This window comes from Methylomonas paludis (assembly GCF_018734325.1).
Lineage (GTDB): Bacteria > Pseudomonadota > Gammaproteobacteria > Methylococcales > Methylomonadaceae > Methylomonas > Methylomonas paludis.
Window position 1 is genome coordinate 2,939,823 of the sequence record NZ_CP073754.1, and the last position, 13,600, is coordinate 2,953,422.

13 protein-coding genes are annotated in these 13,600 nt (G+C 49.8%); 12 read left to right on the plus strand and 1 reads right to left on the minus strand.

Features of this window, described 5'->3' with window-relative positions:
* Nucleotides 1–4: 4 nt before the first annotated feature.
* The 12 genes from prfA (at nucleotide 5) to bamC (ending at nucleotide 12,882) form a co-directional block, all read left to right on the plus strand.
* Entirely contained in the window at nucleotides 5–1,090 is a 1,086-nt protein-coding gene (prfA, locus tag KEF85_RS13290; RefSeq protein ID WP_215581329.1) for a peptide chain release factor 1, read from the plus strand.
* Nucleotides 1,083–1,931 (plus strand): peptide chain release factor N(5)-glutamine methyltransferase, encoded by an 849-nt coding sequence (gene prmC, locus KEF85_RS13295; protein ID WP_215581331.1) that lies wholly within the window; start codon nucleotides 1,083–1,085, stop codon nucleotides 1,929–1,931. Before prfA ends, prmC begins: the two co-directional genes overlap by 8 nt.
* On the plus strand, nucleotides 1,928–2,350 hold the full coding sequence (locus KEF85_RS13300) for a M67 family metallopeptidase (RefSeq protein ID WP_215581333.1): 423 nt from the start codon (nucleotides 1,928–1,930) through the stop codon (nucleotides 2,348–2,350). The genes prmC and KEF85_RS13300 overlap by 4 nt, the downstream gene beginning before the upstream one ends.
* A gap of 64 nt (nucleotides 2,351–2,414) precedes the next feature.
* Nucleotides 2,415–3,152: a ribonuclease PH gene (rph, locus tag KEF85_RS13305; RefSeq protein ID WP_215581335.1), complete on the plus strand. Its 738-nt coding sequence runs from the start codon at nucleotides 2,415–2,417 to the stop codon at nucleotides 3,150–3,152.
* The gene (rdgB, locus tag KEF85_RS13310; protein ID WP_215581337.1) at nucleotides 3,149–3,736 is read left to right on the plus strand and encodes an RdgB/HAM1 family non-canonical purine NTP pyrophosphatase; all 588 of its coding nucleotides are present in this window, start codon (nucleotides 3,149–3,151) and stop codon (nucleotides 3,734–3,736) included. Before rph ends, rdgB begins: the two co-directional genes overlap by 4 nt.
* Nucleotides 3,730–4,791 carry a phosphotransferase enzyme family protein gene (locus KEF85_RS13315; protein WP_215581340.1) on the plus strand — a complete coding sequence of 354 codons (1,062 nt, stop codon included), beginning with the start codon at nucleotides 3,730–3,732 and terminating at the stop codon, nucleotides 4,789–4,791. Before rdgB ends, KEF85_RS13315 begins: the two co-directional genes overlap by 7 nt.
* A gap of 79 nt (nucleotides 4,792–4,870) precedes the next feature.
* Nucleotides 4,871–5,335, plus strand: coding sequence for a 23S rRNA (pseudouridine(1915)-N(3))-methyltransferase RlmH (rlmH, locus tag KEF85_RS13320; RefSeq protein WP_215581342.1), 465 nt, complete (start codon nucleotides 4,871–4,873; stop codon nucleotides 5,333–5,335).
* 118 nt (nucleotides 5,336–5,453) lie between these two features.
* Nucleotides 5,454–6,032, plus strand: a complete 579-nt coding sequence (locus KEF85_RS13325) for a Maf family protein (protein ID WP_215585172.1) — start codon at nucleotides 5,454–5,456, stop codon at nucleotides 6,030–6,032.
* Nucleotides 6,029–7,483: a ribonuclease G gene (gene rng / locus KEF85_RS13330; RefSeq protein ID WP_215581344.1), complete on the plus strand. Its 1,455-nt coding sequence runs from the start codon at nucleotides 6,029–6,031 to the stop codon at nucleotides 7,481–7,483. Before KEF85_RS13325 ends, rng begins: the two co-directional genes overlap by 4 nt.
* A gap of 9 nt (nucleotides 7,484–7,492) precedes the next feature.
* Nucleotides 7,493–11,269 carry a YhdP family protein gene (locus KEF85_RS13335; protein ID WP_215581346.1) on the plus strand — a complete coding sequence of 1,259 codons (3,777 nt, stop codon included), beginning with the start codon at nucleotides 7,493–7,495 and terminating at the stop codon, nucleotides 11,267–11,269.
* Nucleotides 11,270–11,428: 159 nt separating this feature from the next.
* On the plus strand, nucleotides 11,429–12,250 hold the full coding sequence (locus KEF85_RS13340) for a carbon-nitrogen hydrolase family protein (RefSeq protein WP_215581349.1): 822 nt from the start codon (nucleotides 11,429–11,431) through the stop codon (nucleotides 12,248–12,250).
* 2 nt (nucleotides 12,251–12,252) lie between these two features.
* Nucleotides 12,253–12,882 (plus strand): NlpB/DapX family lipoprotein, encoded by a 630-nt coding sequence (gene bamC, locus KEF85_RS13345; RefSeq protein WP_215581351.1) that lies wholly within the window; start codon nucleotides 12,253–12,255, stop codon nucleotides 12,880–12,882.
* A gap of 218 nt (nucleotides 12,883–13,100) precedes the next feature.
* Here bamC and moaC read toward each other — a convergent pair whose 3' ends face one another.
* Nucleotides 13,101–13,592 carry a cyclic pyranopterin monophosphate synthase MoaC gene (gene moaC / locus KEF85_RS13350; protein ID WP_215581353.1) on the minus strand — a complete coding sequence of 164 codons (492 nt, stop codon included), beginning with the start codon at nucleotides 13,590–13,592 and terminating at the stop codon, nucleotides 13,101–13,103.
* Between the last annotated feature and the right edge of the window lie 8 nt (nucleotides 13,593–13,600).

The following is a 13,600-nucleotide window of genomic DNA, read 5'->3' on the forward strand; positions in this document are numbered from 1 at the left end:
CTAGATGAAACCTTCAATACAATTAAAACTAGAAAATCTCGACGAGCGCTTCGCCGAAATCACCGTACTGCTCAGCCAGCCGGAAGTGCAAAGCAATCAAAACCAATTCCGTAGCCTGGGTCAGGAATACGCTCAATTGGAACCATTGGTAAACTGCTACAAAGCCTACCTGAGCAACGAAAGCAATCTGGCCTCTGCCAAAGAAATGGCCAAAGACAGCGATCCTGAGCTCCGGGAAATGGCCAAGGAAGAAGTTCAGGCTGGAGAGGCGCAACGCGAAGCCCTGGAACAGGAATTACAAATCCTGCTGCTGCCCAAGGATCCTAATGACAATCGCAATATCTTTCTGGAAGTGCGCGCCGGTACCGGCGGAGACGAAGCCGCCATCTTTTCTGGTGATTTATCACGCATGTATCAGCGTTATGCCGAAAAACAGGGCTGGAGCACTGAAATTATTAACGAAAATCGTGGCGAACACGGCGGATATAAAGAAGTTGTCCTCCGAGTCAGCGGTCAAAACGTGTATTCCCAGCTTAAATTCGAATCCGGTACCCATCGCGTTCAACGCGTACCGGAAACCGAATCCCAGGGCCGGGTTCACACTTCAGCCTGCACCGTAGCCATCATGCCGGAAGTGGACAGCATAGATGAGATAGACATCAACCCCGCTGACTTGCGCGTCGATACTTACCGGGCTTCCGGTGCCGGCGGCCAGCACGTCAACCGTACCGATTCAGCCATTCGTATTACCCATATTCCCTCTGGTGTGGTGGTGGAATGTCAGGATGAACGTTCCCAGCATAAAAACCGGGCCAGAGCCATGTCTCTGCTCCAATCGCGACTGCTGGCAGCCGCACAGGAAAAACAGCATGCTGAACAATCTGAAAACCGTAAACTGCAAGTGGGCAGCGGTGACCGTTCCGAACGTATCCGCACTTACAACTTCCCCCAGGGTCGTTTAACCGATCATCGCATCAATCTGACTCTGTATAAGCTGGATGAAATTATGGAAGGCGGCCTGGAACATGTCATCCAGCCGCTGATCCATGAGCATCAAGCCGAATTGCTAACGCAGTTAGGGAATGCCTGATTCCATCCAGTCTTTATTAAATGCGGCCACTACCGAATTGGCAGCCGCTTCGCCCAGCGCTGCGCTGGACGCTGAAGTATTGCTATGCCATTGCCTGACCAAAAATCGTTCCTATCTACGCGCCTGGCCGGATAGTACCTTATCAGCGGAGCAAATATCTGCGTTTCAAACTTTGCTCGCCCAACGCCAGCAAGGCGTGCCGGTTGCCTATCTGACCGGCGAACGTGAATTCTGGTCGCGCAGTTTCCTAGTCAGCCCTGCCGTACTGATTCCCCGGCCAGACAGCGAATTATTGATTGAGCTCAGCCTAGCGCGAATATCACCTCAGCAGAGCGCCAAAATCATTGATCTGGGCACCGGTTCCGGTATTCTGGCTATTACCTTGGCAACGGAACGCCCCTTGGCTCAAGTTATCGGTTGCGATTTCAGCCCAGCAGCGCTAGACATTGCCCGACAGAATGCCGCACGGCACAAGATTGACAATCTAGCCCTACTCCGCTCCAACTGGTTTTCGGCCATCACCGATCAGGACTTTGATCTGATTATCAGTAATCCGCCGTATATTGACGCTGAAGACCCACATTTACAAATGGGTGACGTACGCTTTGAACCCAGCTCAGCCTTGATCAGCCCCGAACAAGGCTTAGCGGATATTCGCCTGATTGCCGCACAAGCCACCCAGCGTTTAAAACTCGACGGCCAATTATTGATCGAACATGGTTACAATCAGGCCCAGGCGGTAAGCAGCATTTTTCAGGCCTTAAATTACCGGAATATTTGTACACATACCGACTTATCCGGTCAAGCTCGCGTCACCTCAGGATTATGGAACCCAATATGATTAGCACCGAAATCAATTTACCGCGCAAACTGACCAACCAATTATTGCATCTGGCGCAATTATCGCCGGAAGCCGAAATTTGTGGCCTGATCGGGGCCAATCAGGCCGGCATACCCAGCAGTTGCTATCCGGTCGACAATAGCGCCACCAACCCGGACAACCGATTTTTAATGGATGCCGGCCAGCAGATTAATGCCTTACGCGCCATCCGTGAAAAATCCGAAACCTTGTTCGGCATTTATCACTCTCATCCGCATGCCCCGGCCATACCTTCTGCTACCGATCTGGAACTGGCCAGTTATCCTGAAGCCGTTCAACTGATTATCTCCTTGAATACAAAAGGTGTTTTAGAGATCCGTGCCTACCGGATCAACGCCAAAACTGCCCAGGAAATCAAACTCAATCTGATAGAAATATAGGCTGTTTCCGATTCCGGGTACAAAGCAAGTATAATGCCGTCATTTTTATTCTGGCGAGAGTACCATGAGAAGACCAAGTGGGCGTAATCCCGATCAACTGCGCGAAATACGCATCACCTGCCACTATACTAAACATGCCGAAGGCTCAGTTTTAGTCGAATTCGGAGATACTAAGGTTATCTGTACCGCCAGTGTGGATAGTGGCGTACCGCGTTTTCTGAAAGGCAAAGGCGAAGGTTGGGTCACTGCTGAATACGGCATGCTGCCCCGCTCCACCCATAGTCGTATGGACCGTGAAGCCGGACGCGGCAAACAAGGTGGTCGCACCCTGGAAATTCAACGCCTGATCGGCCGCTCACTGCGCGCCGCCATTGATCTGAAAGCTCTCGGTGAAAATACCATAACCATAGACTGCGACGTGATTCAGGCCGATGGCGGCACCCGCACCGCTGCCATTACCGGCGGTTTTGTGGCTTTATCCATTGCTATCCAGCACATGTTGAAAAAACATGTCATCAAGAAAAACCCCATACATGGCCAAGTCGCCTCGGTTTCGGTAGGCATCTACAACGGCATTCCAGTGCTGGATTTGGATTATGCCGAAGACAGCCAGGCAGAAACCGATATGAATGTGGTGATGAACGAAGCCGGACATTTTATCGAAGTACAAGGCACTGCCGAAGGTCATGCTTTCCGCAAAGACGAACTTAATGCCATGCTGGAACTGGCAGAACGCGGGATTAACCAGTTACTGGAAAAACAGCATGAAGCGCTGTATGGCAAACTCGATTCAGCCGCATGAGCCAAATCGTTTTAGCCAGCTCCAATCAAGGCAAAATTCGGGAAATCCAGGCCATTCTGCAAAACCAGCAGATTTTGCCACAAGGGCAATTCAATATCAGCGATGCCGAAGAAATCGGCTCAACTTTTATTGAAAACGCCATTATTAAAGCCCGGCACGCCGCTACTCATAGCGGCTTGCCCGCTATAGCCGACGACTCTGGCCTGGTGGTGGATGCGTTGAATGGCGCGCCCGGCGTGATTTCTGCCCGCTATGCCGGGATGGGCGCCAGCGATCAGGCCAATATCGACAAACTGTTGCAGGCCATACAAGACGTACCTGCCACCCAGCGCAATGCCCGCTTTATCTGTGTGATGGTTTACATGCGCCACAGTCTGGATCCCACGCCTATCGTTACCCAAGGTGTCTGGGAAGGGCATATCCTGCCACACAACATAGGCAGCAACGGCTTTGGCTATGACCCGATATTCTGGGTGGAAGCCTACCAATGCTCATCAGCACAGCTACCGCCAGAACTTAAAAACACCATCAGCCATCGCGCCCAGGCTTTACAGGCCTTAACCCGCCAACTTACCCATTGTTAAGCGTTAATCCCACCCAGATTGCCGGGCAATTTACCCGGCAGGCCATCACAGGCATCACGCCGCTAGGCTGCGGCCTGATCAACGATACCTATCGAGTCGCCGGTGCCGACAGCGCCTTTGTGCTGCAACGCCTAAACCAGCATGTGTTCCCGGCACCGCAACTGATTATGGCCAATCTGGAATATCTGGGTCGGCACATTCGGCAGAAACCACCAGAGACCGTGGGCTTACAATTTCCAGGTATTATTTACACACTCAGTGGGCAAACTTATTTTCAGGATGCTGAGCAGCAATTCTGGCGCGCTCTGGAATTGATACAACCTGCCGAAAGCCGGCAAGTGCTAAACCGCGCCACAGAATCGGCACAAATCGGCTACGCCTTAGCCCATTTCCACCGTTTATGCAGCGATTTACCGGTCAGTGCTTTACACGATACCTTACCGGGCTTCCATATTACCCCCGGCTACTATCAAGACTATCAACAACTGGCCGAGCGGAACCCAACTATTGAAATTGATAGCGAATTTGAGTTCTGCCGAAATTTTATTCGCCAATTTCAGACCAATATCAACGTTCTAGAAGATGCCAAAGCGGCCGGCATACTAAGCATGCGCGTCACCCACGGCGACCCTAAACTCAATAACTTTCTGTTTCGCCCTGGTGCCGACCAAATCATCAGCCTGATTGACCTAGATACCGTTAAACCCGGCTTGGTACATTACGATATCGGCGATTGCATTCGTTCCTGCTGTCATATCAAGCCTGACAATCATTTTGATATACAGCGTTGCCGGATCATCCTGGAACATTATCTCCAGGAAGCCGGTAGCTTCTTCACCCCTGCTGACTATCTTTATTTGTCTGCCGCCATCGTCCTGATACCTTTTGAATTGGGCTTACGCTTTTTTAGCGATTATCTGGCCGGCAATCAGTACTTTAAAATTACCGAACCCAGAAGCAATTTATACAAAGCAATAGCACTATTTGAATTATGCCAAAGCATAAACGCCCAGCTCAGCGAACTTAACGCCATTATTCTCAGCTTTCAGCACTAGAAGCCTGTCCGAGAATAGCCAGCCGTTTTGCCAAGCTTGGATTGTCAGTCTGCCGGCAAATGTGTATCCTCCACTTATTATGCAAATACATCTAATCTCTGTCGGAAACCGGATGCCCGACTGGGTGCAGCAAGGCTATAATGAATATGCCAAACGCCTGCCCCGCGAATGTGAACTGATATTAAAGGAAATCCCGGCCGATAAACGCCGTAACGGCGATATTGAGCGTATTACCAAAACTGAGGGCGAACGCATGATAGCTGCCTTGCCGAACAGAGCTCACGTAGTGACTCTGGACATACCCGGTAAACCCTGGACTACTCCGGATTTATCGCAGGCCATGCAACGCTGGTTAGGTAATGGGCAACCGGTAGCACTGATGGTGGGAGGGCCGGAAGGCTTGTCGGCACAAGTCAAAGCCATGGCCCAGGAGTGCTGGAGCCTATCGGCACTGACCTTCCCGCACCCTTTGGTCAGAGTGATTGTTGCCGAACAAATTTATCGGGCCTGGAGCCTGATGCACAATCATCCTTACCACCGTTAAGCACCAAAATACTGACTGATTATTGAACCACCTAGGACTGGAGTTGGTCATCATAACCAGACTTAACCCAGCTTAAAGCGTTGGATTATTAACCAAAATGAGCGATACCCATTTATCAATGCCGCCACAAATTATCCTGGCTTCTGCCTCACCCCGACGTAGCGAACTGCTCAGGCAGATTGGTATACGCCACCTGATTCAGGCCGTCGACCTTGACGAAAGCCCCTGGCCAGGCGAAGCCGCACTGGATTATGTGCAGCGGGTCGCAGCGGAAAAATCAGCGGCTTGCTGGCATGCCTCACCGCAAAAGCTGCCGGTTTTAGGCGCAGATACCAGTGTAATTTGTGATGGCGAAATTCTCGGTAAACCCGAAAATCAGGCACATGCCCAGGCGCTATTAAGCCGGCTGTCCGGACGCAGCCATCAGGTTTACAGTGCCGTATCGGTACGAGGTGATAAGGGTCACGGTTTGGCCCTGAGTATTAGTCAGGTGCAATTCCGGGCATTGAGCCAGGCGGAAATTTTGGCCTATAGCTTAAGTGGCGAACCGGAAGGCAAAGCCGGTGCCTACGCCATTCAAGGCTTGGCCAGTGTATTTATTGAGTCACTTACCGGCAGTTTTTCCGGCGTAATGGGCTTACCGCTGTTTGAAACCGCTGAATTATTAGCCCAACAAGGGATTAAAGTCATCGCATGAGTGAAGAAATTCTAATTAATGTCACCCCGCCGGAAACCCGGGTCGCCGTGATAGAAAACGGCGTCTTACAAGAGCTGATTATCGAACGGGTGCGCCAGAAAGGTTTGGTCGGCAATGTCTATAAAGGCGAAGTGTGCCGGGTATTGCCGGGGATGCAGGCTGCATTTGTGGATATCGGCCTGGAAAAAGCGGCTTTTCTGCATTTATCCGATTTCAACAGTTTGGAATTGGCGATAGGCTCGGAAAATATCGAGCACTATTTAAAAGAAGGCCAGAAACTGGTGGTACAGGTCACTAAAGACCCCCTGGGTAACAAGGGCGCCAGACTAACCACCGATATATCCATCCCTTCCCGGTATCAGGTTTATATGCCTTATGCCGCCAACTCCGGGGTATCGCAACGCATAGAATGCGACGAAGAACGTTTGCGCCTGCGTAATTGCATTGAAAATTATCTGCAAAAGCACACCGTGCCCGGCGGCTTTATTGCCCGAACCGCAGCCGAATGTGTAACAGAGGGCATACTCGCCTCTGATATGACTTTTTTACACAAACTTTGGGAGTCCATTCTGGAAAAAAGCCAGCATGCCAAAGTCAAAACCCTGATCCATGAAGATTTACCGCTCAGCATCCGTACTCTGCGCGACCTGTATAAAGAAGGTATAGAAAAAGTCCGTATCGATTCACGGGAAACTTTTTTAAGATTGGTAGAATTTGCCGAAACCTTTGTCCCGGAAATGGTCTCCGTTATTGAACATTATTCCGGGGAACGGCCTCTGTTTGACATCTACAATGTCGAAGATGAAATCAGCAAAGCCCTGGACCGCAAAGTCAAACTCAAATCCGGCGGCCATCTGGTGTTCGACCAAACCGAATCCATGACCACGGTAGATGTCAATACCGGCGGCTATGTGGGTGGCCGCAATTTGGAAGAAACCATCTTTAAAACCAATCTGGAAGCAGCGCAAACCATTTCCCGGCAACTCAGATTACGTAATTTGGGCGGCATTATTATTATTGATTTTATCGACATGCAGAGCAATGACCACAAAAAACAGGTCTTGACTGCACTGCAACGCAATCTGGACAAGGATCACGCCAAAACAAAAATTACCGAAGTGTCGGCACTGGGTCTGGTGGAAATGACCCGAAAACGCACCAGAGAAAGCCTGGAACACATTCTCTGTGAACCCTGCTCCACCTGTGGTGGCCGCGGCGTGTTAAAAACACCGGAATCGATATGTCTGGAAATTTTTCGGGAAATTATCCGGGTGGTACGCCAATACAATGTTAAACAGATTATGGTACTGGCCTCCGAACAAGTGGCGGAAATGCTGTTGGATGAGGAAGCCAATATGCTGGCCGAACTGGAAATTTTTCTCAACGTCGGTATCAAAATCCGCGCTGAGTCGGGCTATAACCAAGAACATTACGATGTAGTGCTGCTATAGGCGACAGTTTTGTTTATTTATCACCTGACCCGTACCACGCAGCATGTTCTGTTCTGGGCATTAATTTGCATTGCCGTGCTATTGAACACGGTACGGTTTTTTTTAGTGGATTGCAGCGATTACCGGCTTATGCTGGAACAAAAAATTCGTGCCACCACCAATATACCAGTGCATATCGGCAAAATCAGCAGTCGTATACATAATTTCACGTCGGTGCTGGTGCTGGAAAATATCGGCATCGAAACGCTGCCCGACACCATCACTCCAGCCATACAACTTAAAGAAGTTGAAATCGGTATCGACTTACTGCAATTAATGTTGAGTGCTGATCCGCTATCTGCTACCTGGGTAACCTTGATCGGTGCCAACATCGATGCCATACGCCAGCTGGACGGCAGTTTCACCATCAAAGGCATACCCAGCAGCGATACCCAACCGCTCTGGCTGCAGCAAGGACATCGCTACCAATTACTCGATAGCCACATTCGGTTTACCGATTTAAAAAGCCAGAGTGAGCCGGTCGATTTTACTCATATTGATCTGGTGTTAAAAAACCACCAGCAACAGCACGAAATCCACGTGCTGACCGATTTGCCTGAGCAATACGGTGAATCACTGAGAATTTCCGCCCAGCTCAACGGTGATCTGTTTGAAACCAGTCATCTGCAAGGCCAGGTTTATATCGAAGGGCAGAATTTGCAAGCGGACGCTCTGAATACCGCAGACTTACCGGCAGGCTTAACCCAAATAACCGGCTCCGGCGATTTGCGCCTGTGGAGTGACTGGCAGGATGCCCGGCCTGTCAGAGTAAGCGGCTACCTGCAGGCGCAACAAATCAGGGTACAGAATAGCCAGGATGCCGTCATGCATCTGGACACTCTGCAAGGCAATGTTACTTGGCAGCAATCTCAAGGCGGCTGGCGCTTGGCTGCCAAAGAAATCGACATCGTCGCCAATAGCCAGCGCTGGGTTGATGGTGAATTCTATCTGGGCCAGGATCAACAGCTTAACTGGGCCTTGGTGATCAAAAAACTGGATTTGCAGGTACTTGCCCATATCGCCCCCATTTTCATCAACAACCCAACAGCTCAAACCGACTGGTTATCTGCCCACCCTAGCGGCATGTTGACCGACTTTGCCGCCTTCGTGCAGGCCGACAGTCAGAAATACGCCCTGCAGGGTAACTTCAGCCAATTAGGCTATCAGGACATTAAATCTTCATCCAGTCTGCAGGGTTTGAGCGGTCAGATCAGCGGGACCGAAAATGCCGGACGCATCAATCTTACCAGTGCCGATGTCATAATCAACACAATCGAACTGTTTCGGACACCGTTAACCGTTAAACTCTTACTCGGCAGCATAAGCTGGTGGCAACAGACCGAATCCTGGCAAATCAACAGTAAAAACCTGGTGATCAACAGCCCGGACTTTCAGACTAAAACTGACTTTGACCTGGAAATTCCCAAAAATCAGACTTCGCCCTATCTGGATTTGCACTGCCAGATCCAGAATTTTTCAGACATCAGTAAAATCTCCAACTACCTGCCGGCCAAAATAATGAGCAAGGATGCCGTCATCTGGCTGGATCAAGCCTTTATCGCCGGCCAAATCCAGCAGGGTGACATTGTAATGCGCGGCAGACTGGCTGATTTTCCGTTCACACCTGAACAAGGTGAGTTTGATGCTTTACTGAATATGGAAAATGCGGAAATGCAATTTAATCCGGATTGGCCGCATTTATATCAAGTGAATACCGACATCCATTTCAGCGGTGCCGATTTACTGGTTAGTATTAATCAGGGTAATAGTGAAAATGTCGAAATTAAACAGGCTATTGCCAAAATCACCGATGTCGCCAATAGCGAATATGTCCAGGTCTATGGTCAGTTGCAGAGCAAAATCCAGGATGCCCTGGTTTATTTACACCACAGCCCACTTCGCAAAAAAGCCGACCCGCTATTAAAAATTTTGGACTTTGACAGCCAAACCCAAATTGATCTGGATTTACACCTACCATATTATGAAAAAGACCCGCTGCGGGTACAGGTTGCCAGTCATCTCGACAATGCCAGCTTGACCCTGAAAGCCCCACAATTAAAAGTAAGCAATATCAATGGGGTGCTTAATTTTACCGAAGATCAGGTCAGCAGCATCAATTTGACCGGAAAAACCCTGGGTTACCCCATTCAGGCCCAGCTCAGCAATGACAGAATCGCTACCTACTTAAAAATCAGCGGCAGCACCAGCACGGCCAATCTGGAAAAGCAATTCAGCTTTTTACAGGACAGTATCGGTAAAGGTATGTTCAATTATCAGGCCGATGTCAGCGTACCCCATGCCCTGAATCAGGCCAGCACCCTGGAGATTAGCAGTAATTTGCAAGGAGTAAGCCTGGAAGGTGAAGACTTTTTAAGTAAATCCGCCGACACCGCGCGTCTGCTAAAGCTAAACTTTCAATTTGACAATAGTAATTTACTGCCTTTGCAAGTGCATTACGGCGATAACCTCAACGCCGCCCTATTGATAGACACCGGGCAAAACCTGCTGCATTCCGGCCATGTAATCCTTGGCCGAGCCGAAGCCCATACTGAAACACAAGCCGGCTTGCATGTGGAAATTAATCAGGCCGAATTCAAACTGTCTCAGGCCTTTAGCAGTTTAACCGGGCACGACTCTCGCTGGCCGGCGCTGCGCGAACTTAATTTGGATACCGATCAATTATTCTGGCAAGGCCAGAATCTGGGCTTTATGCACGGCCATTTTCAACATATCAATCAAAGCTGGCTAGGCGAAGTTGACAGCCCAATCGCCAAAGGTAAATTGCAGATACCTGAGCAGAACAGCAGTAGTGAGCCATTAAAGTTAACAATGGACACTATCAACTTGACCGCTATGAGTGCCTTGAATTTCAATGCCGCCGAAGATGTCATCACCAGCCTGCCGTTAATTGATATAGACAGTAAACAAGTGCTGTGGCGCACCGTTAACCTGGGTAAATTAAAACTGCAAACCGAACGCATCAACAATGGTCTGCATTTCAAAAAAATCAAATTCAGCGGTGCCGAAAAAGACATTGAATTTAGTGCCGACTGGGTCAAACAACTGCATGGCAGTACCACACTGATCAGCGGCAGCCTGAGTATGAACGGGTTTGGTCAGTTTCTGTCGGAACTGGGTTTCAGCCAGGATATCAAGGAAACCCACGCTGAACTGGATTTTACCGGGGGCTGGAATGCTGCGCCCCAACAGTTTGGCATGGAAAAATTGAACGGCCAATTACACATTAAACTGAATAATGGCCGCATCGCCAGCATAGAGCCGGGCGTGGGACGTTTGCTGGGTTTAATTGCAATGGAACAATGGGCCAAACGGCTAAGCCTGGATTTTAGTGATATTTACCGGCAGGGCCTGGCATTTGATCAGATTAGCGGTGATTTTAAAATCACCAACGGCGTTGCCTATACCGATAATATGCTGATTGATGCCGTCTCCGCTAAAATGAAGGTAGTCGGCACCACTAATCTGGTCGAAAAAACCGTGAATCATCAGGTTGCCGTGATCCCCAAGAGTTCCGGTGCCTTACCCATTGCTGGTACAATTGTGGATAGTGTTGCGGAAATTATTACCAATGTGGTCATGGATGATTACAAAGAAGGTTATTTTTTCGGTTCGGAATATCAAATCACCGGGCGCTGGGGCGAGATTAGCGTCATCCCCATCAACGAACGTGACGGTTTATTAAAGAAAACCTGGCGCGGACTAACCGATTTTGGCTGGCTGAATTAAGCCTATAGTTTCCGGGACCGTCAGGCTGAGAGATTGGCCGTTTCCGATGACTATTTTGATTAAACTAGTAGTGGAACCACCTTGTTTTGACAGATAGGGACGACATGAATGGTTTACTGCCTGTACTTTGTAACTTTAGCGTAGAGTAAGAGATTTATCATGACTATATGTGCCGCCATCCAAATGGCTTCCGGCCCCCAAGTAAGCGCCAACCTCCTCGAAGCCGAAAAACTGATTGCTGAAGCGGTTAAGGCCGGAGCAAAACTGGTGGCCTTACCCGAAAATTTCGCCATTATGGGCATGCATGAACTTGATAAAGTTAAAGTCAGCGAACCTGACGGCAGCGGCCCTATCCAGGATTTTCTGGCTGGTATTGCTAAAAAATATGGCGTCTGGGTAGTTGGCGGTACCATACCGTTGGCGGGCGATGCCGAGCACAAGGTTAGAGCAGCCTGCCTGGTTTATGATGACCAAGGCCAAAGGGTTGCCCGTTATGACAAAATTCATTTATTCGATGTCAGTGTACCCGACAGTAACGAAGAATACCGCGAATCCGACTCGATAGAAGCCGGCCAGCATATCCGCGTCATAGACACGCCGTTTGGAAAACTGGGCCTGGCAGTCTGCTACGATCTGCGCTTTCCGGAATTTTTCCGTACCATGAGCGACCAAAATCTGGACATGATCGTAATTCCCTCCGCTTTTACCGCCAAAACCGGTGCCGCACACTGGGAAGTATTAATTCGCGCCAGAGCCATAGAAAACCTGTGTTATGTGATTGCGCCAAATCAGGGCGGCTTTCACAAAAACGGCCGGCAGACTTATGGTCACAGCATGATCGCTGACCCCTGGGGCGTGGTGCTGGATTGTTATAAAACCGGTACCGGTTTTGTCTTGGCCGATATTGATAAAAACCGCCTGGAAAAAACCCGCGCTTCATTTCCGGTTTTAAACCACCGCCGCTTTTTTGTGAGTCAATAATTATGGTCAAAAAGCTGCACTACTGCCTGATCTGCCTGGGACTGGTTGCCTGCGCGGAAACCAAGGATAAATATCGCGACATCAAGCATCTGGAAATGCCGCCGGTATTAGCCATAGACAGGGCTAACAGCACCACCTATGCATCATCAGCCACATCAGCGGCGGCAACCAAAGCCGACGATGCACTCACAGCCACTGCGGCTCGCCAATCAGACAAGCCCAGCAATAGCGAATTGAGCAAGCTGATTCTGTTAGGCGGTAGTGAGCAAAAACCGGTTCTGCAATTAAAAACCCGCTTTGAACGAGCCTGGGATCTGGTGGCCCACGGTTTACGACTGGCCGAAATAGAGGTGATAGAAAGCAACCGCAGCAGCGGGGTGTTCAAGGTCAATTACGTGGCTAACGGTGAAGGTAAAAGCCGGGGGGTATTGAGTTCCATGACTTCATTCTTTACCGATAAATTTTCCGATACTGAATACACGCTGACCGTGGATAAAGACCAAAAAATCACCGGGGTACACGCAGCTAAAGTCAACCCGGACGCCGAAAACCCGGATGCTTTTAATAACGACGACTCAGCCAGCCTGATCAAACTGCTACATAAAACCATTATTGCCGATTTGGAAAAATAAGCCTAAACCAGGCGCAGCCTCCTCCCCTACGTAGCCTGGATGCAGCGCAATTGTAGCCTCGATGAAACACAGTGGAATCGAGGATCATCGAAGCAGACTGACCAAAAAACGCGATAGCCTTGTTTGCTGTGATGGCGATTAGAAGTTGGATATGCTAAAGCCGATGCCATCGCAGTATTGACGGCCTAAATCCTCGATTCCGCTACGCTGCATCGAGGCTACGTTGACTGCGTTAACTGCCAATGACCGGACTGGCCGCCGCTCTTTTCCAGCAATCTGACCGCCGCAATCACCATACCCCGGTCCACCGCCTTGCACATATCGTAGATGGTCAACAGACTGATCTGGGTAGCCAGCAAGGCCTCGATTTCCACCCCGGTCTGGCCGGTGGTTTTGACGGTGGTCTGACAATAGACCCGCTGCAGTTCCGACTGAGGCAGCAGTTGAATATCCACATGGGTCAACGGCAAAGGATGGCATAATGGCACCAAATCGGCGGCTTTTTTGCTGGCCATAATACCGGCCAGCCGCGCCACACCCAGCACATCGCCTTTTTTGTGATTTCCGGCGATAATCAGCGCCAGAGTAGCCGGCAGCATGGTGATATAGCCTTCGCAGACTGCGCTGCGCTGGGTAACGGCCTTGGCACCGACATCCACCATGTGCGCCTCACCGGCGGCATTAAAATGACTGAGTGTAGAGTTTTGCATATTCATCC

Excerpts from the sequence above, each read along its gene's own strand:
- prfA (WP_215581329.1), top strand. The coding sequence starts at position 5 with ATGAAACCTTCAATACAATTAAAACTAGAAAATCTCGACGAGCGCTTC.
- rng (WP_215581344.1), top strand. The coding sequence starts at position 6,029 with ATGAGTGAAGAAATTCTAATTAATGTCACCCCGCCGGAAACCCGGGTC.
- rdgB (WP_215581337.1), top strand. The coding sequence starts at position 3,149 with ATGAGCCAAATCGTTTTAGCCAGCTCCAATCAAGGCAAAATTCGGGAA.
- bamC (WP_215581351.1), top strand. The coding sequence starts at position 12,253 with ATGGTCAAAAAGCTGCACTACTGCCTGATCTGCCTGGGACTGGTTGCC.
- moaC (WP_215581353.1), bottom strand. The coding sequence starts at position 13,592 with ATGCAAAACTCTACACTCAGTCATTTTAATGCCGCCGGTGAGGCGCAC.
- KEF85_RS13300 (WP_215581333.1), top strand. The coding sequence starts at position 1,928 with ATGATTAGCACCGAAATCAATTTACCGCGCAAACTGACCAACCAATTA.
- rlmH (WP_215581342.1), top strand. The coding sequence starts at position 4,871 with ATGCAAATACATCTAATCTCTGTCGGAAACCGGATGCCCGACTGGGTG.
- rph (WP_215581335.1), top strand. The coding sequence starts at position 2,415 with ATGAGAAGACCAAGTGGGCGTAATCCCGATCAACTGCGCGAAATACGC.
- KEF85_RS13340 (WP_215581349.1), top strand. The coding sequence starts at position 11,429 with ATGACTATATGTGCCGCCATCCAAATGGCTTCCGGCCCCCAAGTAAGC.
- prmC (WP_215581331.1), top strand. The coding sequence starts at position 1,083 with ATGCCTGATTCCATCCAGTCTTTATTAAATGCGGCCACTACCGAATTG.
- KEF85_RS13325 (WP_215585172.1), top strand. The coding sequence starts at position 5,454 with ATGCCGCCACAAATTATCCTGGCTTCTGCCTCACCCCGACGTAGCGAA.